The sequence below is a fragment of the Shewanella sp. SM101 genome, assembly GCF_025654465.1.
Taxonomy (GTDB): Bacteria; Pseudomonadota; Gammaproteobacteria; order Enterobacterales; family Shewanellaceae; genus Shewanella; species Shewanella oncorhynchi.
In genome coordinates, this window is the sequence record NZ_JAKKRH010000004.1 from 113,946 (window position 1) to 137,918 (window position 23,973).

Annotated in this window: 18 protein-coding genes and 1 pseudogene; 13 read left to right on the top strand and 6 right to left on the bottom strand. The window is 47.1% G+C overall.

Going from position 1 to position 23,973, the window contains the following annotated elements; all coding sequences use genetic code 11:
* Positions 1 to 54 precede the first annotated feature (54 nt).
* The 3 genes and pseudogenes from L5M38_RS03525 to L5M38_RS03535 all read left to right on the top strand — a co-directional run bounded on the left by L5M38_RS03525 (position 55) and on the right by L5M38_RS03535 (position 3,959).
* Positions 55 to 2,217 carry a glycoside hydrolase family 97 protein gene (locus L5M38_RS03525; RefSeq protein WP_263178375.1) on the top strand — a complete coding sequence of 721 codons (2,163 nt, stop codon included), beginning with the start codon at positions 55 to 57 and terminating at the stop codon, positions 2,215 to 2,217.
* Between the two features lie 346 nt (positions 2,218 to 2,563).
* Positions 2,564 to 3,466 (top strand): annotated as a pseudogene (locus L5M38_RS03530) (helix-turn-helix domain-containing protein).
* A gap of 43 nt (positions 3,467 to 3,509) precedes the next feature.
* Positions 3,510 to 3,959: a carboxymuconolactone decarboxylase family protein gene (locus L5M38_RS03535; protein ID WP_263167297.1), complete on the top strand. Its 450-nt coding sequence runs from the start codon at positions 3,510 to 3,512 to the stop codon at positions 3,957 to 3,959.
* 84 nt (positions 3,960 to 4,043) lie between these two features.
* Here L5M38_RS03535 and L5M38_RS03540 read toward each other — a convergent pair whose 3' ends face one another.
* Complete coding sequence (locus L5M38_RS03540; RefSeq protein WP_219250858.1) at positions 4,044 to 5,051, bottom strand: class I SAM-dependent rRNA methyltransferase; 1,008 nt, start codon at positions 5,049 to 5,051, stop codon at positions 4,044 to 4,046.
* 211 nt (positions 5,052 to 5,262) lie between these two features.
* A complete protein-coding gene (locus L5M38_RS03545) occupies positions 5,263 to 5,556 on the bottom strand; it encodes a YciI family protein (RefSeq protein ID WP_263178376.1) in 294 nt (97 codons plus the stop codon).
* An 888-nt stretch (positions 5,557 to 6,444) separates the two neighbouring features.
* Here L5M38_RS03545 and L5M38_RS03550 point away from each other — a divergent pair.
* Both L5M38_RS03550 and L5M38_RS03555 read left to right on the top strand, forming a co-directional pair.
* Entirely contained in the window at positions 6,445 to 8,106 is a 1,662-nt protein-coding gene (locus L5M38_RS03550; protein ID WP_263178377.1) for an MFS transporter, read from the top strand.
* Positions 8,107 to 8,254: 148 nt separating this feature from the next.
* Positions 8,255 to 10,816, top strand: a complete 2,562-nt coding sequence (locus tag L5M38_RS03555; RefSeq protein WP_263178378.1) for a glycoside hydrolase family 15 protein — start codon at positions 8,255 to 8,257, stop codon at positions 10,814 to 10,816.
* A 120-nt stretch (positions 10,817 to 10,936) separates the two neighbouring features.
* On the opposite strand, the gene L5M38_RS03560 is transcribed toward L5M38_RS03555, so the two are convergent.
* Positions 10,937 to 11,569 carry a helix-turn-helix transcriptional regulator gene (locus tag L5M38_RS03560; RefSeq protein WP_263178379.1) on the bottom strand — a complete coding sequence of 211 codons (633 nt, stop codon included), beginning with the start codon at positions 11,567 to 11,569 and terminating at the stop codon, positions 10,937 to 10,939.
* Between the two features lie 80 nt (positions 11,570 to 11,649).
* On the opposite strand from L5M38_RS03560, the gene L5M38_RS03565 reads away from it, so the two are divergent.
* From L5M38_RS03565 to umuC, 3 genes are all read left to right on the top strand, one after another.
* Positions 11,650 to 13,041 carry an SLC13 family permease gene (locus L5M38_RS03565; RefSeq protein ID WP_263178380.1) on the top strand — a complete coding sequence of 464 codons (1,392 nt, stop codon included), beginning with the start codon at positions 11,650 to 11,652 and terminating at the stop codon, positions 13,039 to 13,041.
* A gap of 230 nt (positions 13,042 to 13,271) precedes the next feature.
* A complete protein-coding gene (umuD, locus tag L5M38_RS03570) occupies positions 13,272 to 13,691 on the top strand; it encodes a translesion error-prone DNA polymerase V autoproteolytic subunit (protein WP_212601839.1) in 420 nt (139 codons plus the stop codon).
* Positions 13,688 to 14,962 carry a translesion error-prone DNA polymerase V subunit UmuC gene (gene umuC, locus L5M38_RS03575; RefSeq protein ID WP_263167288.1) on the top strand — a complete coding sequence of 425 codons (1,275 nt, stop codon included), beginning with the start codon at positions 13,688 to 13,690 and terminating at the stop codon, positions 14,960 to 14,962. The genes umuD and umuC overlap by 4 nt, the downstream gene beginning before the upstream one ends.
* A 181-nt stretch (positions 14,963 to 15,143) precedes the next feature.
* On the opposite strand, the gene L5M38_RS03580 is transcribed toward umuC, so the two are convergent.
* Positions 15,144 to 16,301: a cupin domain-containing protein gene (locus tag L5M38_RS03580; RefSeq protein WP_263178382.1), complete on the bottom strand. Its 1,158-nt coding sequence runs from the start codon at positions 16,299 to 16,301 to the stop codon at positions 15,144 to 15,146.
* A 219-nt stretch (positions 16,302 to 16,520) separates the two neighbouring features.
* Here L5M38_RS03580 and L5M38_RS03585 point away from each other — a divergent pair, with 219 nt between their 5' ends.
* A complete protein-coding gene (locus L5M38_RS03585) occupies positions 16,521 to 17,147 on the top strand; it encodes a PolC-type DNA polymerase III (protein ID WP_115334511.1) in 627 nt (208 codons plus the stop codon).
* A 136-nt stretch (positions 17,148 to 17,283) separates the two neighbouring features.
* On the opposite strand, the gene L5M38_RS03590 is transcribed toward L5M38_RS03585, so the two are convergent.
* Both L5M38_RS03590 and L5M38_RS03595 read right to left on the bottom strand, forming a co-directional pair.
* The gene (locus L5M38_RS03590) at positions 17,284 to 18,339 is read right to left on the bottom strand and encodes a LacI family DNA-binding transcriptional regulator (RefSeq protein ID WP_263167283.1); all 1,056 of its coding nucleotides are present in this window, start codon (positions 18,337 to 18,339) and stop codon (positions 17,284 to 17,286) included.
* A 104-nt stretch (positions 18,340 to 18,443) separates the two neighbouring features.
* Positions 18,444 to 19,172, bottom strand: coding sequence for a DUF3334 family protein (locus L5M38_RS03595; protein WP_028760052.1), 729 nt, complete (start codon positions 19,170 to 19,172; stop codon positions 18,444 to 18,446).
* A gap of 357 nt (positions 19,173 to 19,529) precedes the next feature.
* Here L5M38_RS03595 and L5M38_RS03600 point away from each other — a divergent pair, with 357 nt between their 5' ends.
* From L5M38_RS03600 to ptsP, 4 genes are all read left to right on the top strand, one after another.
* Positions 19,530 to 21,167, top strand: coding sequence for a methyl-accepting chemotaxis protein (locus tag L5M38_RS03600; protein ID WP_028760053.1), 1,638 nt, complete (start codon positions 19,530 to 19,532; stop codon positions 21,165 to 21,167).
* A gap of 208 nt (positions 21,168 to 21,375) precedes the next feature.
* Complete coding sequence (locus tag L5M38_RS03605; RefSeq protein WP_263178383.1) at positions 21,376 to 21,771, top strand: ACT domain-containing protein; 396 nt, start codon at positions 21,376 to 21,378, stop codon at positions 21,769 to 21,771.
* Between the two features lie 28 nt (positions 21,772 to 21,799).
* Positions 21,800 to 22,057, top strand: a complete 258-nt coding sequence (locus tag L5M38_RS03610; protein ID WP_028760055.1) for an HPr family phosphocarrier protein — start codon at positions 21,800 to 21,802, stop codon at positions 22,055 to 22,057.
* A gap of 178 nt (positions 22,058 to 22,235) precedes the next feature.
* The gene (gene ptsP / locus L5M38_RS03615) at positions 22,236 to 23,939 is read left to right on the top strand and encodes a phosphoenolpyruvate--protein phosphotransferase (protein WP_263178385.1); all 1,704 of its coding nucleotides are present in this window, start codon (positions 22,236 to 22,238) and stop codon (positions 23,937 to 23,939) included.
* Positions 23,940 to 23,973 lie beyond the last annotated feature (34 nt).

The window sequence follows — 23,973 nt, forward strand, 5'->3', positions numbered from 1 at the left end:
CATCGCCACTAGTATGCTGTGAGTCACATTCGTTATAAAAACAAGGATCAAGGAATGTTCATCAAGACCAACCCTATTCAGTTCACTCGCAGCGACTTAACTGCCCATCACGTAACAGACTGCCACTTAACAAACAGCCACACTCGCCAGAGCTCATCGTGCCAAAAGCGATCGCAAGCGCTATTAAGCCCTACAGCCATCGCCCTTGCGGTCACGAGTCTTTTTAGTGCCAACGTATTTGCCAAAACCGTTACCGTCAGCTCACCCAACCAACAAATTCAAATCAGCTTGAGTGACGATACTGGCCGCCCCGAATATAAAATCGATTTTCACGGCAAAACAGTCATAGAACCGAGCCGCTTAGGCTTAGTTTTTCAATCCCTTGGCGAACTCGGTCAAGGATTGCAGATTAATAGCAGCGAGAAAAAAAGTGCCGATGAAAAGTGGCAACAACCTTGGGGCGAACAGGAATGGATCCGCGATCAGCACAATCAACTGACTGCAGTATTAAGTAATGGCAAGGTGCAACTCGAAATCGAATTTAAAACCTTTGACTATGGGATTGGCTTTCGCTATCACTTAGCCGATCAAGCTGCCCTGCCCGCCAATTCGCCGCTATTAATCACTGACGAGTTAACCGAGTTCAATGTCGGCAAAAGCGATAAAGCTACAGCATGGTGGATCCCTGCCCGCAGCTGGAATCGCTACGAATATTTATATCGCACCACAGCGCTTAAAGACGTCGATAGAGCCCATACCCCCTTCACCTTTAAACTCGCAGACGGTACGCACTTAAGTATCCACGAAGCCGCCTTGGTGGACTTTGCCGCCATGACCTTAGATCAACAGCGCGATGGCAAACTTAAGGCGGATCTCACGCCTTGGTCCGATGGCATTCGCGTCAAAACCCAAGTGGGTTTTTATACGCCATGGCGCACCATTCAAATTGCCGACAAAGCAACTGGGCTGCTCAATTCGCACCTCATCCTAAACCTCAATGAACCCAATAAACTCGGCGATGTTACTTGGGTAAAACCAGGGAAATACGTCGGTATTTGGTGGGGAATGCACTTAAACGAAAATACTTGGGGCTCGGGCCCAACCCATGGAGCAACCACCAGTGAAACAAAGCGTTATATGGATTTTGCCGCTCAATATCAGTTTGATGGTGTATTGGTAGAAGGTTGGAATGAAGGTTGGGACGGCGACTGGTTCCACAATGGCGATCAATTTAGCTTTACCAAGGCCTATGCTGATTTCGATCTGCCCGCCATCGCAGCCTACGGGGCAAAACAAAATGTACGCTTAATCGGCCACCATGAAACCGCAGGTTCAGTCACGCATTATCGCGAGCAAATGGCAGATGCCTTCGCCCTGTATGAGCAGCTTGGTGTTACTCAAGTCAAAACGGGCTATGTCGCCGATGCTGGCCAGATCAAGCGCATAGATGACAAAGGCATTACCCGTCACGAGTGGCACGACGGCCAGTTTATGGTCGGTGAGTATTTGCACAATGTCACTGAAGCAGCGAAACACCATATCAGTATCAATACCCACGAGCCGATTAAAGACACAGGCCTGCGCCGAACCTATCCGAACTGGATCTCCCGCGAAGGTGCCCGCGGCCAAGAGTATAATGCTTGGGGTAGCCCACCAAACAGCCCTGAACACACGGCCATGTTACCCTTTACCCGCATGCTTGCGGGTCCAATGGACTTTACCCCGGGAATTTTTGACTTAGCACCTAAGGGGTTGGATGCGCAAAACCGTGTGCAAACCACATTGACCAAACAGCTCGCCTTGTACGTTGTGCTCTATAGCCCAATCCAAATGGCAGCGGATCTGCCGCGCAATTATGAAAAGCACTTAGATGCCTTCCAATTTATCCGCGATGTGCCCACAGATTGGTATCAAAGTGTCGCGCTGGCCGGTGAAGTCGGTGACTATGTGGTCTTTGCTCGCCAAGCGAAGGATCAAGGTGATTGGTACTTAGGCGCACTCACGGATGAAACCGCACGCACGGTCACGGTCAAACTGGATTTCCTCTCCCCGAATAAACGTTATCAAGCACAAATTTACCGCGATGGCGCAAAAGCCGATTGGAAAACCAACCCCTATGATTATGTGATTGAGACTAAAGAAGTGAGCGCTAAAGATAGCCTCAACCTCGTACTTGCCAGCAGTGGCGGTACGGCAATAAGGTTCAAAGTGCTTTAGGTTTGGCTTTAAAATCAGTGCGTTAACAACGTGTTTAAACGAATGTGAAAATACAGAGTAAAAAACAGAAAGTCACCAAGGATATACCTTGTCTTTGGTGACTTTTTATCGCCAACTAACACCAGTTGATCCCAGTACAAACGTAAAAGTTGATCATGGTCGAGGCGTCTATTCAGCTAGTGCCAATTAGCTGTCAAATCGGTATAAACCGAATAAACAGGTTGTAAATGCTTCTGGCTAACCAGCAACAGCATAGACAGACCATGCCAGTCCAAGGCAAATGCGTACAACCAACACAGGTGCAAAAATGCCTCAGTTAGATTAATCTGACCTTCCTTTCTTCCTTATGGTGCTCAGCTTGCGATATCGGGCAAATTTATTAGAAATGCGCAGCTTTAAACGTTTCGAAACTGAACTCGCGCACTTAGGCTTTAGCCATTTCCAACCCTTAGCGCCACTTCGCCCTTGGGTGCAGCGCTACTTTCATTTGCGCGTTGCGACTGATTTACCGCAGAGCATTGAACAGACATTTTACCCAGACGGCGGCACTAGCCTGCATTTCTATTTCCCAACGCTAACTCAAACGCTCAGCGGCGATGAACCTCAAGTGTTATTTCATTGTGGTCAGAGCCGACATTCCCACGCCTTTTTACCAGGAATCGAGCTGATGACAGTTCGTTTTCACCCCGGCGGCGCGTTTCATTTACTCGGCATTGAACTGCAAGATATTATGTCTACTTCATCAGTGACGACTATTGATGCGACGCAATTGCAGCTAACAGGATTGGATCAACTGCTATCACAACTGGCGCAAACCAATCTGCCAGCCCAACGCGTCGCTCTACTTGAGCACTGGTTATTGCAGCTCAACCAGCGGCAATGTGATGTGGCCTTATCTCGACATAAAAGCGCTATGATTAGCTTAGTGCAGGCGAGTTTACCAAAGCTTACTCAAACTCAAGCCAGTTTAGAGGATTTCTATAGACAACTGCCCCTAAGTCGCCGCCAGTTTGAACGAAGATTTAAACAAGAAACCGGATAATCACCCGCGCAGTTACTGCAATTAAACAGAGTCAAAATCGCCCGAAACTTACTCAGCCAATCACCTAACCTCAGCCTAGTGCAGGTCGCATTCGATTGCGGATTTTACGATCAAGCCCATCTACATCAACACTTTGTACGGGTGACACAGCAAACTCCAGGACAATACAAAAAGCGTAAAATGTCGCAAATCTCCAATCCTACATAGCGCTAACAGCTTAGATTGAAGCCTCAGCTTATAGGAGGTTTTTATGTCAGAACGTATACCACGCCAGCAAATTTACCAGCTACAACCCACACTCGCTAACGCACTGCTCAGCTTAGACAAAGCAGCCGGTGACTCCCACTTTTCGCCATTACTGGTGCATTTAGTCAAGCTTAGAGCATCGCAACTCAATGGCTGCGCGTTTTGTCAGCGAATGCACGCCGAGGAAGCCAGAAGCGACGGTGAAGAACAGCTGCGTTTAGATTTACTTGCCGCTTGGCAGGAGGTCGATGGAATCTTTAATGAACGGGAACGTGCAGCGCTGCTCTGGACAGAAATCTTAACCCAAGTTGCTACTGCCCCCGTGCATGACAGTCAATATACGGCGCTTGCAGAGTATTATTCCGAGAAAGAAATTGTCGACCTCACCAGCTTAATCATTGCCATTAATGGCTGGAACCGCGTCGCGATTGCCTTCCACTTGCAACCCATCTAGCGGTAAATAAACAGGGCACCGAATCGGGTGCCCTGCTTGTTAATATCACTATGTGTAGTTCTTATCACTATACCATTTGTATAACTAACTTAATGTCAGTGCCACTATTTTAAGTGGATGATTGTCATCGAACGAAGGGAAATCCTCATGGGGATCGAGCCAAGTGTGCGTAGTGACTGTACGACCTTGTTTTTCAACGCAGCGCACTAAACTGTCAAACCATGCTTGACGCTCGACTTTCGCCACATTGTTACAGCAAACGATAGTGCCACCGACTTTGGTCGCCATTAATGCGGGCTTGAACAAACCTTGATAATCATTGACCAAATCGACAATACCAAAAGCACTCTTGGCATAACGCGGCGGATCGAGGAACACCAGATCAAACTGGGTTTGCGCCAATTTGGGATAACTCGGTAATTTTTGATTGCGGCGCCCTCCCACACTCAAGCCTGCCAATTGGCGCAATGCCGGAAACGCATCACTCTGCACAAACTCACATACATTCGACACCTGATTTAACGCCGCATTCGCTTTGCCCGTCGCTAAAGCAAAGGAAGAAAAATCAACATTCATCACCTGAGTCGCGCCGCCGATAGCTGCCGCAGTACCAATGCCGCAGGTGTAGGAAAACAAATTCAGCACAGTTTTATCTTGGCTGTGTGCCCGCACATATTCGCGGCCAATACGCATATCGAGGAATAACAGCGGATCTTGTCCTTCGTGGCGCAGTTTAGTGCTGAACTTGATGCCATTTTCCTGCATTACTCGCTCAGAACTCGCAATCTCTGTCAGTGCGGGTGATAAGGCATTCAATACACGGGAATGGCCTAAAGAACGATCGTTATACACAATAGGCAAATCGGCCTGTTGCAACAAAACAGTGCCGACATCAACCAACTCTTCGTCGGTTAAGGTTTGATGAAAACTCTGCACTAGCCAAACATCGCCGTAGCGATCGACATTCAAGCCACTGACGCCTTCGACTGTCCCATGGAACACCCGAAAACAATCGGTTTGATCCTGTTCAGCTTGTTGTAAAAAATCATGGCGTTTCGCCAGAGCCGTCGATAACAGCGTTTGAATAGACATAAAAAGCAGGACTCGCGCAGCGGAAACCTGCGTAAGGTTTCAAGAGGGAAAACGGCATAATACCAAACTAGGTCGCAGAATATCGGAAAAGTTCGCCCCGAAAACAGCATAAACACCGACTAACACCCAAATGGGCGGAACTCTATGTCCCCCAACCCGCCAAGCCTGTTATAACCAAGTACACGGAATAATTTTCAAACAAAGATGTAGGTTAAATCACTTCAAGCAACGGCTCTAACCCTGGCGCCGTTTTAGTCGGCACAAACTCTATCACCTCAAACTCAGCGACATCGGCAATGCAGAAAGGATCTTGCTGCAAAATAGCCTCTAGCGCCGCGCGACTTTTAGCCTTGGCGAGGATGACGCCACCGGTACGTGGCACTTTGCGACCCGAGGCGACAAAAGTCCCTGCGGCATAATACTGATCAAGATAAGCAATATGGGCGGCTAAATGTAACTCCACTTCTGCAATTGGCTTTTTATAGGTAAGCGAGACAACAAACATAGGGATCCTTTAATCAACTGAAAAAATTTAAGATAATCGAACGAAAAACGCTTAATCTGGCGATCATCATAAGCTAAGTACCTATCTGATCCCACCATATCTAGGCTGGCTATTATCATAGTGCAGAGTGCGCGACTTTCGAGTCAAGCTATCGGCATCCGTACTGGATATTGATTGCATGCTGACTCTGATTAAGCGCATTTAACTCGCCGTCAGTTATGCTGCGGTTGATTTTATCACTCAGTTAACATCCGCAATAACAATACCCTTTTTTCTAAAAAATAATGCAATGACTGATCATCAAGTATTCTAACAAGATTAGAGAGTTATTTGAGCATTCCAGCAAGCCTATAGCTATTGATAAACCGTCTAGATGCGTTACACCTATGTTTCCATCCAGTTACTGAGCCATGATGAATACGTATGTAAGCAGTTGTGCAAAAATCTACGCCGAGGCTACTATAAATCCGCTCGTTTCACCCTCTGCTTGTGGGGTTTGAAATCTGTGAGGTCGTTTCTGATAGGGTTATATACAAGGATTGCTATCAGGCTTAAGTTCTTTCTGCTGACTGGCTTTAGGCCACTCACTTGGGCTAACCCCTTTGAATTAAGGTGTTAGCCCAAATTTGAAATGAATTTATCGGCGAATATGCTTCTGAGGGAGGAGTATATTCGCCATTTTTTCACAGAGTACACTCTCATGGCATGCGCGAAACTACCATGAATAAGCCATAAATCTGACTCTTAGCTTTTATTGTATGCTCTTGACTGTGATGAAATAGCTCACCACATAAAAGCAAAGTACAGTGCCAATCCATTGCTAGGCAAAACAATTAAAACAATAAGCACTCAAGGCAGAACGACTGCCGGCAACAGAAAGGAAGTTCAATGTCTTCGAATCACCAGCAAGATCCCCATCAAGCCGCAGCGCCTCAGTTGCCGTATGCATTCAAGCAACAACCTGAGCTGAGTTTCTGGCAAATTTTTAATATGTGTTTCGGTTTTTTAGGCATTCAATTTGGGTTTGCCCTGCAAAATGCCAACGTCAGCCGCATTTTTCAAACCTTAGGCGCCTCTATCGATGAAATTCCCATACTGTGGATTGCCGCACCACTGACGGGTTTATTGGTTCAACCTATTATTGGTTATTTGAGTGATAACACCTGGGGACGCCTTGGCCGTCGCCGCCCCTATTTTTTGATTGGCGCGATTTTTACTACCCTTGCCATTTTTATCATGCCGCACTCGCCTACCCTGTGGATTGCCGCCGGCATGTTATGGCTCATGGATGCCTCGATCAACATCGCCATGGAGCCGTTTCGCGCCTTCGTCGGTGACAATTTACCGAAAAGCCAGCGTACCCAAGGCTATGCAATGCAAAGCTTTTTCATCGGCATTGGCGCTGTGGTCGCTTCGGCCTTACCCTATATTTTGACTCACTTTTTTGATGTTGCGAATACTGCACCAGCGGGTGAAATTGCCGATTCAGTGCGTTATGCCTTCTATTTCGGTGGCGCAGTGTTATTGCTCGCCGTCAGTTGGACTGTCGTATCGTCAAGAGAATATTCCCCTGAAGAACTAGCCGCCTTTAACGCAAAACAAGTCGATGCTGAAGATGAAACTTTAGCCCGCACTCGTACCCGCAAGGATTATCAATTTGCCTCCTTCGTATGGATGGGTCTCGGCGCCCTGCTCACCTTCGCTATTTGGGCGCAGGATTTAGACAAGCAGCTGTATATTTTGAGCTTAGGAATTTTCGCCTTTGGCCCATTACAACTGTATTGCGCGCTGCGTTTGAGCAATTCACAACCCACTGAACGCAATAAGCTCGGCATGGTATTTAGCGTGGTCGATGACTTGTTCCATATGCCCAAAGCCATGCATCAACTGGCGATCGTGCAGTTTTTCTCTTGGTTCGCACTGTTTGCCATGTGGATTTACACCACTGCCGCCGTGACGTCTTACCATTTTGGCAGCAGCGATGTGTTGTCCCAAGCTTATAACGACGGCGCAGATTGGGTCGGCGTACTATTCGCCTCCTACAATGGTTTTGCCGCCATTGCCGCGATTTTTATTCCTATGCTGGCTAAGCGTATTGGCATCAAGCTAACCCACACAGTCAATATGTTCTGTGGTGGTATAGGTTTGATTAGTTTCTTTTTTATTAAAGACCCAAGCCTGTTATGGCTGCCTATGATAGGTGTCGGTATCGCGTGGGCGTCAATTTTATCTGTGCCCTACGCCATGTTGTCGGGCATGTTACCCCCGCAAAAAATGGGCGTTTACATGGGGATTTTTAACTTCTTCATCGTCATCCCGCAGCTTCTTGCCGCCAGTGTGCTGGGTTTAGTGCTCAATGGTCTGTTCGATGGTCAACCTATTTATGCACTGATCACAGGTGGCGTCTTGATGATGTGTGCAGGCATTGCTGTATTATTTGTCGACCAAGACGTTGTCGAACAAAATAACCCAAATAATCAAAGTACAGCAATGAACCACAAGACCCACTTAATCACGAAAGCCACAGACAAATTAACGAATAAAAGTTAGCTCTTTATAGCTGCGATACACATTAGGCGATATGCAGAAATGCATGTTAAGCGCGGTGAATTCGGTCATTTGGCTAATCACAGCAGCATAAAATATCTTTATCAATTCAATCACTATAAAAACAAAACCATTATTTGGGGAGAACGAGATGGAATCGAGTCCTACGCCGCAACAGGATCTGCACACAAGCCAAAACCGTCACACACAAGCGTTAACAAGGCACAGCCGCCTAGCGCTTGCCGTCGCCGCAAGCCTATTGGGGATAATAGGGTTAGCGGCCTGTTCACCCACATCGAATTCAGCAACAACTGCCACAAGTGTGAATGCCGCGCCAAGTGTGCAGCGGGTTGCGCCCGGCGCACCGGGTAAAGCGCCCACTTGGGCATTTTCGGGTAAAACTGGTATTGGGACGTCTTACGAGCCTTACACCCAAGGTCAATACCAAGATGCTAAGCAAAATCCCATTAGCCGCGTTTGGTTCTCCCTCGCCCAAGGTATTTTGACCGAAACCATGTATGGTCTTATTCACAACGCGCAGCTCAAAGAACTGCAATTTGTGGTCACAGGTAATGGCTTTGTTGATACCGAAAAAGAGAACACCATCAGCAGCATAGAATATTTAGATACAGATGCTAATGGTCGCCCGCAATCCCTTGCCTATAGAATTATCAATAAAGATGTTGAAGGTAAGTATCAGATTGAAAAGCATATCTTTACCGATCCCGACCGCGACACTTTGATGATGCGTGTCACCTTTACCGCCTTTGAAGATGGCATTACACCGCATTTGTATGTCAATCCGCATATCGACAATGCGGGCGCCAATGATATCGGCCGCATCGACACTCATACTGACAGTCATGCCAACACTCATGCTAATAATCAGGCGCTGGTGGCCTATACCGCCGCCAAAGACAGTAGCGTAATGACGGTAAAATCCGATCTGAATTTTGTGCAGGCTACGACTGGCTTTGTCGGTGTTTCCGATGGCCTAGCCGATTTGGCCGATAACGGCAAACTCGATACGCCCTATCAAACGACCAGTGCGCAAGATAAATCGACCGTTGGCAATATCGCCTTTACCGCGAGTTACCCTACGCTCATCAAAGCCAAACCCGTCACTTTTAATCTCGCCATCGGTTTTGGTAAAGATGAAGCACAGAGTTTAGCCAATGCCGATGCCAGCTTGGCCGCAGGTTATGATGCTGTGCTCAGCCATTACAATGCAGGCTGGCACGATTACTTAAGCTCACTGCCCGCCATCGCTAACATGGCTAACAACACCACAGATAACGGCAAGCTGCTGTATACCAGCGCTATGGTCTTGAAAGCGCAGGAAGATAAAACCTATGCGGGCGCACTGATCGCTTCACTTTCTAACCCTTGGGGCGATACGGTTTCGGCAGCCGTGCCGAGCACTGGCTATAAAGCAGTATGGCCGCGCGACTTTTACCAATGCGCCATGGCATTCCTCGCCATGGGTGACACACAAACGCCCAAAGTGGCCTTCGAATACCTGAAAAAAGTGCAAGTGACCGAAAAGACGCCCGGCTTTACGGGTACGCCCGGTTGGTTCCTGCAAAAGACCCATGTGGATGGCCAAATTGAATGGGTCGGCGTGCAACTCGATCAAACTGCCATGCCTATCATGCTCGGCTGGAAACTCTGGCAAGCGGGCGTACTCACCCCTGATGAGATCAGTCACTGGTATCAAGAGATGCTCAAAGGTGCTGCGGACTTTTTGATCAGCGGCGGTGAGATCAATCTGGATTGGAATCACACCCAAATCACCCCGCCCAAAACCCAGCAAGAGCGTTGGGAAGAACAAGCGGGTTACTCCCCCTCAACAACGGCCGCAGTGATTGCCGGTCTTGTTGCCGCGAGTGACATCGCCAAAGAAGCCAAGGATATCGACTCCAGCAGCCGTTATCTTGCTGCCGCTAAAAGCTTAAGTGACAGCTTGGAAAAGCACTTAGTCACCACCCAAGGGCTATTGAAAAACAGCGCAGATGTCAGCGCGCCTTACTATTTACGTTTAAGCCCGAATGGCGAGCCAAACACTAGCGATACACTGGCGGCAAATAACGGTAAGCAAGGTTTAGATCAACGTCAGATCCTCGATGGCGGATTTTTAGAACTAGTGCGTTATGGCGTGCGCGGTGCAACTGACAAGCTCATCAATCAAAGCCTTCAACTGATTGATAATACAGAGCTTGAGCACAACCTACGCATAAAATACGTGTTTACCGCCAAAGATGGCAGCACTATCTCAGGCTTTAGACGTTATGGCAACGACGGCTACGGTGAGGATACGGTTTCTGGCAAAAACTACGCAGAATCCGGCAGCAACAGCGCCGATCAACGCGGCCGAATCTGGCCCTTCTTCACCGGCGAGCGCGGTCATTTTGAATTAGCACTCGCCCAAGCAAAAGGCGAGCTAACAGGCAATAACGCGCAGCAAACCAAGCAGCAGTTAATCAACACCTATGTGCAAGGCATGGAAACCTTTGCGAATGCGGGCATGATGTTACCCGAGCAAGCGTGGGACGGTGTCGGCGATGCCACCCGCTATCATTACCAACTCGGACAAGGCACCAACTCTGCCACACCGCTTGCTTGGACCCATGCCGAATACATCAAACTGGTGCGCTCAATGACCGATGGCCAAGTCTGGGATTATTACCCTATCGTCCCAGCGGCATTGAAATGACAAGTTGAAATAACCAATTAAAATAGCGCATTAGCTTAACGATACTTTGATAAATTGCAGGCTAGAACAGCATCCTAGATATTGTTCTAGCTTTTTATAGACGGTTTTATGATGCCTGATTTAGCTCCCGCTTTTCATAGGCTTATGCTGCGGGTAATCTTGCGGCGTGCAACCAAATTGCATTTTAAAGGCGGCACTGAAACTGCTGACGCTCAGATAACCTAGACTATGGGCCACCATAGTCGTGCTCTCCCCTTGGCTTAAGCTCTCAAGCGAATTTAACAAACGAAACCTTTGTCGCCATTGTCGATAAGTGAGCCCAGTTTCAGCTTTGAATAATCGCTCAATCGTTCTCACACTCGCGCCGCCCATTTCGGCTAACTCGGTCAGTGAGTAACTCACTTTTGGACGTCGGATCAGCGTTTGGATCAAGCGGCTGAGTCTTGGATCTGAGCCTGCGGGTAAATGGGCATCCACACTGTCCAGCGTTTGGAGCTCATCGATGGCAACCAAACCCAGCCGATGCAGTTGTCCACTGTCCATAAGATGTGAACTTTCACAAAGTTTAAGCACTAATTCACGCATCAGCGCTGTCATCGTCACCATCACCACTTGCGTATCCTGTGGCCTAACGCCATAGCTAGGGTCAATATAGATATTGCGAGTATGGGTCAGCACGGGCCGATTGGCATCTATGATAAACGCCACATCACTGGGGGTTAACAATGTCGCTTTAAGAACATGTTTTGACATATTACCCTCTTAAAACGTCAAACTAAGTCAGCTATCTTAGTAGGCATCTTTTACGTATTCAACCCAATAGGTCGGTAAGCATGAAACGTTTTATTGGCGTTAAACAGCTAGCGTTTTTCAGTGCACTGTTGATCGCTACTTTACTTGCGCTTTTTCCGCTGAGTCAGCATCCTGCGGTGTTTTCCTACAGCGCTGGCGTAGTATTAGTGACCTTGATGTTTTGGAGCACAGGTTTCTTCCCGCCCTTTATGGCGGGGTTAATCTTTTTTGCCCTTGCCACCATTTTTAAACTCATTGAGCCGAGTATACTTTTCTCCGGATTCGGCTCAACTGCGGTGTGGTTAATCATTTCGGGGTTTGTGATCGGCAGTGCCATCACTCAGTCTGGCTTAAGTCGCAGAATGGCCAGTTTGATTGCCCCCATACTGACCTCAAGTTATCCACGCTTGATTGCGGGTTTGGTCTTTAGTGCCGTGCTGCTTGGCTTTGTGATGCCCTCATCCGTTGGCCGTGCAGTGGTCATGGTGCCAATTGGTATGGCGTTAGCTGAGCAAGTCGGTTTTGCTCGTGGTAGCCATGGGCGGATAGGCATTGCGACCGCCTTGGCACTGGCGTGTAACATGCCCAGTTTTGCCGTGTTGCCCGCGAATATTCCCAACATGATATTAGCGGGTTCCAGTGAGAATCTATTCAATATCCACTTTGGTTATACTGAGTATCTCTTATTGCATTTTCCAATCCTTGGTTTACTCAAATCGATATTGATTGTGGCGCTAGTTATCTTCCTATTTCCTGCAAAAATTGATAAAAATCAGCCTGAACGCGTTATTGAAAAAGAAGCTTATAACCTTGGTATTCAAAAGAAAGTTGCACTGTTACTGGCGATTACTTTGCTCTTTTGGGTGACTGACTCGCTGCACGGCATCAACCCCGCTTGGGTAGGATTAACAACGGCTATCTTGTTATTGCTCCCAAAATGGGGAGTGCTTGAGCCTAAGAGTTTTAATAGTTCAGTGGATTTGTCGACCGTCATTTTTGTCGCGGCGGCCTTAGGTCTGGGAGCATTGGTCAATCATTCCGGGCTCGGCACTGCGCTAGGTCAACTGTTCAGTGAATGGTTACCCTTGCAGCAAGGGGCATCGTTCCTGAATTTTATGTCGTTATCGTTAATCGCGACGCTAACAGGATTAGTGGCAACGGTTCCAGGCGTGCCGACTGTGTTATCCCCCATGGCGGCAGACTTTGCCAATGCAACTGGCTTCTCCACCCCTGCGGTATTAATGACGCAGGTGATCGGGTTTTCAACCGTGATTTTTCCTTATCAGGTGGCTCCTTTGATTTTGGCGATGCAATTATCCCAAGAGCCATTAACTAAACTACTTCGCATCACCTTACCTCTAGCGGCAATAACTCTAGTTGCACTCATGCCACTGGATTATTTATGGTGGCTATGGCTCGGTTGGATTAACTAAATTGCGTTAACTAAAGCGGGTTAACTAAAGTGCGTTAACTGAATTAAATGGACGAAACGCTCACCCTTGGCGATATTCAAGCCGTCAAGGGTGCTTTAGAGCAGCCATCATCAATTGCTCAGCACTCGACAGCACTTGGGTCGATAACATAACTCTCCCCACATAAATTCTTTCGATAAGCTTCGTAGTTAGACTATACTGTTTATATGTACAGTGTATTGTGATTTATTATGATGCTTCTAGGCCGCTTCGCCAAACATACCCAATATCAGCTCTCGTTATTTAGCTCCTTGATTGCCGCAGGATTTCCGTCACCGGCCCAAGACTATGTAGAACAAACATTAGATCTCAATGAGTTATGCATCAAACACCCTGCCGCCACGTTTTTTGTCAAAGTCCAAGGGGATTCGATGATCGAAGCGGGGATTTTCTCCGGTGATATTTTGGTGGTAGATCGCTCACTACAGCCAGCCCACGGTGATACCGTTGTCGCAGCGGTGAACGGTGAGTTTACCGTAAAGCAATTACAGCTACGCCCTGTGGTGCAATTGCTACCACGTAATGCCTTATTCTCCCCGATTGCCATCAATGATGAGTCTGAGTTAAACATCTTTGGGGTGGTGACCAACGTGGTAAAAAAGCTCAAATGACGCCCTCATTATTTGCCCTCGTCGATTGCAATAATTTTTATGCCTCCTGTGAGCGGATGTTTAGGCCAGATTTGATTGGTAGGCCGATTGTGGTGTTATCCAACAACGATGGCTGCGTCGTCGCCCGCTCGGCAGAGGCAAAACACCTTGGCATCAAGATGGCGGTGCCTGTGTATCAAATCGCAAACCAACTCCGCCAGCATCAGGTTGCGGTATTCTCCTCTAACTATGCCCTCTACGCCGACATATCAAATAGAGTCATGACCACCTTAGAGCAAATGGTACCGAAAGTAGAAGTGTATAGTATTGATGAAGCGTTTTTAGACCTTTCTCGTCTCGATAAATGCACTGATATTCATCAGCTTGCACTTGATATTTATCACCGAATACCGCAGTGGATTGGGATCAGCGTTTGCGTCGGCATTGGACCGACAAAAACCCTGGCTAAACTGGCAAACCATGCCGCGAAACGCTATCCCGCGACGCGGGGCGTGGTTGACTTGCGCGACCGTGAACGCCAACGACGACTGATGGCGCTTATCCCTGTCGACGAAGTCTGGGGAATAGGCCGTAGGCTTACAAAACGCTTGAACATCATGGGCATAAATACCGCGTTGCAATTGGCGGATGCGCATCCAAAGCTTATCCGCGACACCTTTTCGGTCACCGTTGAGCGCACGGTACGCGAACTTAACGGCATTGCCTGTGATGACATACAAGAGGTCGCCGCCACTAAGCAACAAATTATCAGCTCCCGATCCTTTGGCAGTCGTATTGATAATTTAGAAGCGATGCAACAGGCGATCAATGAGTACACTTTTAGGGCCTGTGAAAAACTACGTTCCGAGCGCCAATACGCTAAAGCGATGTCAGTATTTGTGCGTACTAGCCCTTTTAGCGATGCAACTCCCCAGTACAGCAAATCGCTGTCGGGCAGTTTAGTTCGCCCCAGCAATGATACACGGGATTTTGTCACCCTTGGCCAAAGCCTACTGCAACGCATTTGGCGTGAAGGTCATGCCTATGCAAAAGCAGGGGTTATGTTAGGGGATTTTTTTGGTGCAGGCGTGTTTCAGCTCGGATTATTCGATGACGTCACACCTAGGCCTAAAAGCAAGGAGTTGATGCAATTACTCGATAAAGTGAACCACAGCGGTCATGGAAAAATTTGGTTTGCAGGACAAGGTATTGACCCGACTTGGGGAATGAAGCGTGAGCAGCTTTCCCCACGTTACACCACCCAATGGGCACAATTGCCCATAGTGAAATAATCAGCAAATCCAGTGGCTAAATGACCGCCTGCGAATTACAGACCCCACCTAACTCTAAACTAACTCTAAACTCCATATAGCACTAAAACCCATCTAGATCTAAAAAACATATAGCGCTAAGCCCGTCGGGCGTTAACGCTAAAACGGTATTAACATATACCAAGCTTTGTCTCATTCCGCCTTAACACTCTTCATCGCTGAGATCTTCAAAGTACCAGTAGCCTAGATTCACCCACTCGGTAAGCTGCGTGAGTAAGTCAGCATGGGCTAACCAAGGCGCTAAGGCAGCTTTATCCAACTGATTGCTATCACATAGTAGTGGGATCACTGCAGCCAATTCGGCTGAAAGTTGATACTTATCACCATTAATATAGACAACGCCCTGTGCCACATTAATATCAAAATACAAACAGCGCAGTCCGCCGAGGCGAATAAGCGGCTGCTCATCAAACCAAGCCAGCACTTCGTCTTGAGTGATGTCCAATGGCTCATCGGGTAAATCTAAGGCGCATTTTGACTGAGTTAAATAGCGACCCGAAAACTCGCTCACCAGTTCATCGGTCAACATATTGGTCAGTTGGGTACGTAACCGCCCTAAATCGCCATTATCGACACAACCACTGCGGGTGGTCAGCTCGCGGTCTGGATCTTTAATCTGCTGTGCGCCTAAATCCTGTTCAGACAAATGATCGGCCAAAGCACTTATCATATCTTTGGCGGAAGCTGTGCGATAACCCACTGAAAAACTTAACGACTGTTCTAAGGTTATGCCATCATGGGGAAATCCGGGGGGAATATAAAGGATGTCGCCGGGCAACAACTCAGTATCGATAATCGGCTCAAAGGCTTCGGTGTGCAGCAAAGCGGGATGGGCGGCAAACTCTTTGTGCGGCCCCAGATCGCCCACGCGCCAACGGCGACGTCCCGAACCTTGGCAAATAAACACATCATACAGATCGATATGCGGCCCCACGCCACCACCTGGCGTCGCAAAACTCACCATCACATCATCTAAACGCCAGCGCGGAATAAAATCAAAACATTGGATCAAGGCTTCCGCATCGGGCACCCAGTTATTCAAGGCTTGCACGATCAGAGTCCAATCCCGTTCACCGAGATGATCGTATGAATCGAAGGGGCCAAATTCCGCCTGCCATTGGCCAGCTTGTTGGTACACCCTTCGAGATTCCACCAGCTCATCCATGGCTAAGCCCGCTAATTCTTCGGGCGAGACGAAATCTTGAAAATGTTTGAATCCTTGGCGGATAACCAAAGGTTTTTTCTGCCAATATTCTGCTAAAAATTGCGCGGGCGTTAAGCCGTTTATATCGAGTTGCATGGGTTACTCACAAAGCAAACTGTTATTCATAGCAGCAAATGCTAACAGGAAGCGAAACCAAGAAAGCTCGACCGGATCAACAAAGCATTAAGTCTTTCGTCAGCGCCAATGGGATAGTGAATTTACTAACGTATTGAATTACAATCGGCTTATCTAAAAGCGTTGCGCTGTCAAAGAAGGCAATGCTGACACATCATTTATAGAGTCCATGTAAGATCTATGCCTACATCAGCTGCTAACACTTTAGTCGTGCTCGACTTTGAAACCACGGGGCTATCGCCCAATCAAGGGGACCGCGCGATTGAAATCGGGGCAGTGCTGATTGAGGACGGCGTGATCACTCAAAGATTTTCTGAGTTAATGAACCCTGGATTTAGAATAAGTCGCTTTATTGAGGACTACACAGGGATCAGCAATCAAATGCTCAGGGACGCGGCGCCCTGCAATGAAGTGATGGCGCGTTTTGCCGACTTTATTGCCGATCACAACTTAGTCGCCCACAATGCGGCATTTGATCAGCGCTTTTTAGACGCGGAGTTTGCCCAAATTCGCCATCGTTATCTTGGGCAATTTGGCTGTTCCTTGCTGGTGGCGAGACGTTTGTATCAAGCGGCACCCAATCATCAGTTAGGGACTTTAGTGCGCTATAAACAGTTGCCAACCGATGGCACTTTTCACCGCGCCTTAGCCGATGCCGAAATGACTGGCCATTTGTGGCTGGCAATGCTGGCAGACCTTCAGCAAGAGTTCGGCGTCAATGCCCCCACCTTCGAGTTACTGCAAAAAATCGCTAAGAAAACCAAAGCAGACGTACCAAAATTTTTGCGTCAATACGCAGGCAAGTGATCTAAAAACAACGCCGCTAAATGATAGTAAAAAGCCGATATATCCTAGGATTATCGGCTTTGTTCCATCAGCTTAGTTTCAACAGCTTAGTTTCAACAGGTAAAATTAACGATTAAATCGGTTGCCGACAAAAACATTATGCTAGCGATAACGGCTTAAGCGGCGCGCTATCAATGCCGCAGGAGCTGCGAACAACTAAGGTCGTCGGAATAAGCTGCGCACTCACCTCTTGTCCGCGGATAAGTTTGAGTACACTGTCGACTAAAATTTCACCGGCTAATTGAGTGTTCTGCTTAATGGTCGTTAATGGCGGATTGGCAAAACTCGCCACAGGAATATCATCATATCCCACCACTGCAACTTGTTCTGGGACTGAAATCCCCTTCTCTTTCAACGCACGAATAGCACCAATGGCAATCAGATCGCTAGCAGCAAAAATAGCATCAAACTGTGCGCCTTTGGCCATCAATGCCATAGCTGCATCGTAACCAGCACTTTCAGTGCTAATTGCCGACACTTGCTTAGTGCGATCAACGGGAATATTCGCCGTTTGCAGCGCTTTCACATGGCCTAAATATCTGTCCCTAAACTCGGGGCTGTGGCTCGAGGCATCGCCTAAAAAGGCAAAAGCTTTACGACCAAGGGAAATCAAGTGCTCTGTGGCAATCAAGCCACCTTGATGATTATCACAACCAATGGAAAGTACTGACTTATTGTTATGCTCAGCACCCCAGATCACAAAGTGAGTATTCTGCGCGAGCAATCGCTCCAGCTTTTGCTCGTAGTCCATGTAGTCACCGTAACCAAGCAGAATAATGCCGTCAGCTTTATTACTGTCTTCATAATCGGCGTGCCAGTCGCTGGACAATTGCTGAAAAGAAACCAATAAATCATAACCTTGCTGCGCCGTTGCTCGGGTAATGGAGCCAAGCATAGACAGGAAAAAAGGATTGATTAACGAGTCATCGTTGGTGGGGTCTTCACACAATAACAGCGCTAAGGTATGGCTATTTTGGGTGCGAAGATTACTGGCATTTTTATCGACCTTATAATTCAGCTCTTTGGCAATAGTTTGAATACGTTGGCGAGTTTCTAAATTGACTAACGGGCTGTTTCTAAGGGCACGGGAAACCGTTGACTGGGATACGCCAGCACGATAAGCAATATCAATCGAGGTCGCTTTCGATGCCATAAAGAGGATTTAACCTTAGTTATTATTTTGCGTCGATACTAAAACAGTTCCACCCACTTGTATAGACGAATGCGTTAACATCCGTCTTACATTAGAGACTCTGCTTAAATGCCGAGCTGATCGAGCAAATCATCGGCTTCATTATCAATGGCACGAGTCGCAATGGCGGGTTTATCGGCCATCTTAACCCAAGGCGAAACATTCGAATTTGAGTCGTTATTTCCCCCAATTGAACTGTGCTGCTCTAACAGACTATCGGGATCGAATTCTTCATCGTAGACAAATTCATCTAAGCGAATGAATTCGGTTTTGTCCATGGCAAACTCGAGGTAAAAAATATGGTTATTTTCAGTCCTAAACGACACTCTACGGGCAACCGCATCGTCTAAGTTAGCGTCGATTGATATGGTTAACTCTTTATTAATCGTCAACATTTTTGGTTGGCTTTGGCTGATGGATGTTTGTAATTCTTTAGAAATTTTATTAATAAAATCCCCTAGAATTTGGTTCATCAGTTCGCCCATCACATTACTCACTTCATCTGACGTATGTGAAAACGCGAGCTCAGACTCAGGCATGCCCATGTTCAGCATGTAGCGACGGTAGATTTCAATCGCCGCCGAAGCTGAAAAGTTGATCACCACTAGGCCTGAAAAACCACCGTCGAAAATCGAGAAACAACCGAGATCAGGTTTAAGACGAGTACGCGCAATACTTTGTACCATACCCGCATGGGTAACATTGCTGGCACTGGTGCTAGAAAGGACGTGAGCGACTGAGTGGCATAACTTCAGTAAAATATCATCCGACGTTACGATAGTATTTGTGGTCATAATCGATTCTCAAACTGAATAATGAATTAATCTTGCGCGTAAAAGCGTAAAAAATCAAAATTAAAACAATTGATTAGCCTAATATAGCAAGATGGCAAATTTAACATAACGCTAACTTATTGATATTTAATAGATCAGATAAAACCTTCAACATGAAACGACTTATAAAACGGCATAACTTAATAAGAACATGCCCCATAATGCAACAGATTAAAGTTCCCTATCACTATTCCCTGCTTTAGATCAAAGAAACTCATATTTTATAACGGCTTTTGCTTAATTTATGTCACAGACGATTCAATTGAGATTGATTCGCAGGTATATTGATGCACAATAATAAGCCCTTAAGGAATCCAAATGATCACGTTTTTGCGCCGGTTTACCATTTTGCAACGCTTAATGATGATGCTCCTTATGGCCGCGATAGGGACTGTGTGTTTTGCCAGTTTTTCAATTAAAGAGCAGTACAGCAATTTAATTGAGCAGAAATGGTTGCAGATAGATGGTCAGCTCGCCAGCATGTTAAGCGTGATAGATGTGCACCGTCAGGATGCGCTCAAAGGTAAATTTAGCGAAGCAGAAGCTAAACAAATCGCCGCGGATTTAATCAATCAAACTCGCTATTCCGGTTCCGGCTACTTCATTGTTATTGATGATAATAATCAAATCCTCGCTCACGGGGATAGCGCAAATCTTATTGGCACCTCAGCATTAACCTTCAAGTTACCTAATGGCACAAATCCCTTAGCCACTATGCTGCCATTAGCGCGTGCTAAATCGAAAACGACCCTCGAATACCCTATCGCCGATCCTATGACACGTGCCATCGAAGATAAGCTCGCAGAAGCCCGTTACTACCCACAATGGGGTTGGACAGTCATAACAGGCGCTTATCTTAGCGATGTCAAAGCGAGCTTAAAGTCAGTCATTATCGACTATCTAATTATCATGTTTTTGATTTCAGTGCCGATTTTTGCCTTCTTCCTTGTGCTTAACCATTCCATCACCTCACCATTAAATGATGCTATTGATGCCCTTGAAGATATTGCCCAAGGCGAAGGCGACTTAAGTCAGCGCATTAATGCTCAAGGTAAAGATGAGATTGCCCATCTCGCCCGCGCCTTCAACATGTTCGCCCAAAAAATTGGCGACATGGTCGGCCATTTACAACCTTTAGGCCAAGCATTAGATAAAGATGCAAAACAGCTTTTGATTGCAGTTGAAGAGTCCAATCAGAGTGCTGAACATATCCACAGAGAAACTGGCAGCGTCGCCACAGCCGTCAATCAAATGCTGTCGACCACCCATGAAATGGCGAGCAACACCCAGCAAGCGGCCGATGCGGCGAACAGCGTAAAAGAACAAGCGCAGCAAAGCCAAGTCGTGATCGACAACACCGTCAGCAATACAGAAAAACTGGTGGCAGAATTAAAAGCCTCTGAAGTCATCACCCAAAAGCTGGGCGTCGCCTCACAGCAAATCGGTAGCATTCTCGATGTGATCCGCAGCATTGCCGAGCAGACCAACTTGCTCGCACTCAATGCCGCCATTGAAGCTGCTCGAGCTGGGACCCACGGCCGTGGTTTTGCCGTAGTTGCCGATGAAGTCCGCGCCCTTGCTACTCGCACCCAAGACTCGACCAATGAGATCCAAAAAATCATTAGCGAGATCCAATCCGGTGTTGGCTCAGTGATGAAGAGCAACAATCAAACTCAACTGCAATCCGATGAGCTACAGGCCCAAGCCCACGAAGCGGGTAAAGCCATGGCGGCGATTCTGCAATTGATTGCCCATATCAGTGACATGAACACACAATTAGCCAGCGCCACTGAAGAGCAATCACTGGTGACCGAAGAAATTAATCGAAATATTTGTAATATTTCGGAATTAACCGAAGTCTCAGTAAAAGCTAACGAAAGTAATAGCCATGCAGCTCAGTCACTGCAAGACATTAGCCAAGACATGTCCCGCACCTTAGGCCAGTTTAAAATCTAACTAAAGTGTATGAGAACGGCATGACTTGTCGATTGGGGCGCCATAGGGCGCCCTTTTCTTTGGGTAAACCGTCTGGTAACACTTGTGAACCGCTATCTCACCAACAATGAATTTCAACGAAAAAATCCCATTAACCACAAATTCTCTGTCACGCTAACGTTTGATATGCGGTATGCTTTAGCCTTAAAAATCCAACCGAGACACTGCCATGCGAATGACCTTAGCCGTTCACCCTGAACAGTACACAATTCATAGCTTTAGCCCGAATGCCGTATTGCCCAGTGAGGTTTTTGCACAGGACATGTATTTCATTGGTAAGACCCAAGAAGGTTTATCTTTAGTCGTTTCCAGTGAAATGGAACTCGACAGCCTAGGGCAAGAACCGGGCTGGTGTTGCTTTGAAGTACTCGGGCCACTGGGATTTTCGATGACAGGCATTTTATCTAAAGTGTCTGGCACCTTAGCGGACGAACAAATCAGTATTTTTGCGATTTCGACCTTTGATACCGATTACATTTTAGTAAAAAATAATCGCCTCAAAAGTGCCATCGCCGCCTTGAAAAAACAGGGCTATCACATCATAGAATCGAAAGACGAAATGTAATACCCCTTTAAATATGAGTTCATCTACTATGTACGAAAAAACAGTCACCATTACCGCCAAACATGGCATTCACACCCGTCCAGCAGCCTTACTGGTTAAAGAAGCCAAAACCTTTGACTGTGATGTCATGGTCGAGTGTAATGGTAAGCAAGCCAGTGCTAAGAGTCTGTTTAAGCTACAAACCTTAGGCTTATATTCTGGCGTCACGGTAAGAGTGTTTGCCGAAGGTGAACAGGCTCAGGCCGCGGTTGAGAAAGTCTCTGAGCTGCTCATTACCCTAAGCTAGGCCTTTTCTTACGCTAAAATGCGTTTATCTGCAGGTTTAACCGACACGCAAAAAACTCGTCTCGACCGTCTTGACATGCTAATGCTTTACATACAAACGCTTTACAAGCTTAGCGTCACTCAACTAGACTCGCTATCGCTAACGGACACTCAGTTCAGTGGTTAATTTAGGAAGGGATATGTCAATAACGGGGATTATAGTGTCATCGGGAATTGCCTTTGGACAGGCACTTCACCTGCTCCACACCGAACATCACCTCGATTATCGCCCTATTCCCCTGTCTAAAATCCCTCAACAACAGGGTAAATTTGCCAAAGCCTTGCAAGAACTACAGGCACAACTGACCCACAGCCAAGCTGCACTCGATAGTGACTCCGAAAATTATCAGTTGATCGAAGCCGACTTATTGTTATTAGAAGACGATGAATTAATCGAGCAAGTGAACGATGCTATTCGCACCTTACAATTGTCGGCAAGTGTGGCGGTTGAACGTATTTTTGCCCATCAGGCCAATGAATTACAATCCTTAGATGACCCCTATTTAGCCAATAGAGCCCAAGATGTGCGCTGTTTAGGCCAAAGAGTCGTCGCGGCGATAAACGGCCATTTAGCTCAAGGACTCGAAAAACTCGATAGACCCACTATCTTATTAGCGCAGGATTTGACCCCCGCCGAATTTGCCTTACTGCCACGGGAAAACCTCTGCGGTATTGTACTGAAAACGGGCGGTTTAACGAGCCATACGGCCATTTTAGCCAGAGCAGCCGGTATTCCTGCCATCTTAAGTTGTCAGTTCGACGCAGACTCTATTCCCAACGGTACGCCCTTAGTGCTCGATGCGCTCGCGGGTGAACTTTGTGTCAATCCCAATCCAGACCAACAGGCAAGACTCACAGTCACCTTTCACCATGAACAAGCAAGGCGCGCAGCACTTCAAACTTACAAGGATGTCCCAGCGCAAACCCAAGACGGTCATACCGTGGGACTCATGGCAAACGTGGGTAATCTCAACGACATCACCCATGTCAGCGATGTCGGCGCCGATGGAATAGGTTTGTTTCGCACCGAATTTATGTTGATGAACGTCGCCACCCTGCCCGATGAAAAAGCCCAATACAGCTTATATTGCGATGCATTGCACGCCCTAGGCGGTAAAACCTTTACCATCCGTACCTTAGATATAGGTGCAGACAAAGAACTACCCTGTTTATGCCAAGAAATTAAAGATAATCCCGCCTTGGGTCTTCGCGGCATTCGCTACACCTTGGCGCACCCAGAATTATTTAAAACCCAATTGAGGGCCATTTTGCGTGCCGCTAACCATGGCCCGATCCGTTTGATGTTCCCTATGGTCAATCAAGTCGAAGAATTGGACGAGGTGTTTGCACTTATTGCCCAGTGCCAAGATGCCTTGGAAGAAGAAGAGAAAGGCTATGGCGAACTTAGCTACGGTATCGTTGTCGAAACCCCTGCTGCGGTATTCAACCTCAACGCTATGCTGCCAAGACTCGATTTTGTCAGCATTGGTACCAACGATTTAACCCAATATGCGATGGCTGCCGATAGAACCAATCCGCAGCTTACCCGTGACTATCCGTCCCTTTCGCCTGCCATTTTAGCCTTAATTAACATGACAATAACCCAAGCTAAGGCCGCTAATGTTAAAGTTTCTCTGTGCGGTGAACTCGCCAGTTCACCGCAAATTGCGCCACTGTTAATCGGCATGGGGTTGGACGAACTCAGTGTTAACTTAAGCTCACTCTTAGAAGTGAAAGCAGCTATTTGCCAAGGCAGCATCACACAATTTTCGGCATTAGCTCACACAGCATTACAACAAGATAGAATTGCAAGCTTACAGCAGTGTATAACAAGCTATAAATAGATACATTTATTCGTTATGCTGCGTTACAGAACAA

Coding starts and splice junctions, on each gene's coding strand:
- L5M38_RS03525 (WP_263178375.1), top strand. CDS start 55: ATGTTCATCAAGACCAACCCTATTCAGTTCACTCGCAGCGACTTAACT.
- L5M38_RS03535 (WP_263167297.1), top strand. CDS start 3,510: ATGTCAGAACGTATACCACGCCAGCAAATTTACCAGCTACAACCCACA.
- L5M38_RS03540 (WP_219250858.1), bottom strand. CDS start 5,051: ATGTCTATTCAAACGCTGTTATCGACGGCTCTGGCGAAACGCCATGAT.
- L5M38_RS03545 (WP_263178376.1), bottom strand. CDS start 5,556: ATGTTTGTTGTCTCGCTTACCTATAAAAAGCCAATTGCAGAAGTGGAG.
- L5M38_RS03550 (WP_263178377.1), top strand. CDS start 6,445: ATGTCTTCGAATCACCAGCAAGATCCCCATCAAGCCGCAGCGCCTCAG.
- L5M38_RS03555 (WP_263178378.1), top strand. CDS start 8,255: ATGGAATCGAGTCCTACGCCGCAACAGGATCTGCACACAAGCCAAAAC.
- L5M38_RS03560 (WP_263178379.1), bottom strand. CDS start 11,569: ATGTCAAAACATGTTCTTAAAGCGACATTGTTAACCCCCAGTGATGTG.
- L5M38_RS03565 (WP_263178380.1), top strand. CDS start 11,650: ATGAAACGTTTTATTGGCGTTAAACAGCTAGCGTTTTTCAGTGCACTG.
- umuD (WP_212601839.1), top strand. CDS start 13,272: ATGATGCTTCTAGGCCGCTTCGCCAAACATACCCAATATCAGCTCTCG.
- umuC (WP_263167288.1), top strand. CDS start 13,688: ATGACGCCCTCATTATTTGCCCTCGTCGATTGCAATAATTTTTATGCC.
- L5M38_RS03580 (WP_263178382.1), bottom strand. CDS start 16,301: ATGCAACTCGATATAAACGGCTTAACGCCCGCGCAATTTTTAGCAGAA.
- L5M38_RS03585 (WP_115334511.1), top strand. CDS start 16,521: ATGCCTACATCAGCTGCTAACACTTTAGTCGTGCTCGACTTTGAAACC.
- L5M38_RS03590 (WP_263167283.1), bottom strand. CDS start 18,339: ATGGCATCGAAAGCGACCTCGATTGATATTGCTTATCGTGCTGGCGTA.
- L5M38_RS03595 (WP_028760052.1), bottom strand. CDS start 19,172: ATGACCACAAATACTATCGTAACGTCGGATGATATTTTACTGAAGTTA.
- L5M38_RS03600 (WP_028760053.1), top strand. CDS start 19,530: ATGATCACGTTTTTGCGCCGGTTTACCATTTTGCAACGCTTAATGATG.
- L5M38_RS03605 (WP_263178383.1), top strand. CDS start 21,376: ATGCGAATGACCTTAGCCGTTCACCCTGAACAGTACACAATTCATAGC.
- L5M38_RS03610 (WP_028760055.1), top strand. CDS start 21,800: ATGTACGAAAAAACAGTCACCATTACCGCCAAACATGGCATTCACACC.
- ptsP (WP_263178385.1), top strand. CDS start 22,236: ATGTCAATAACGGGGATTATAGTGTCATCGGGAATTGCCTTTGGACAG.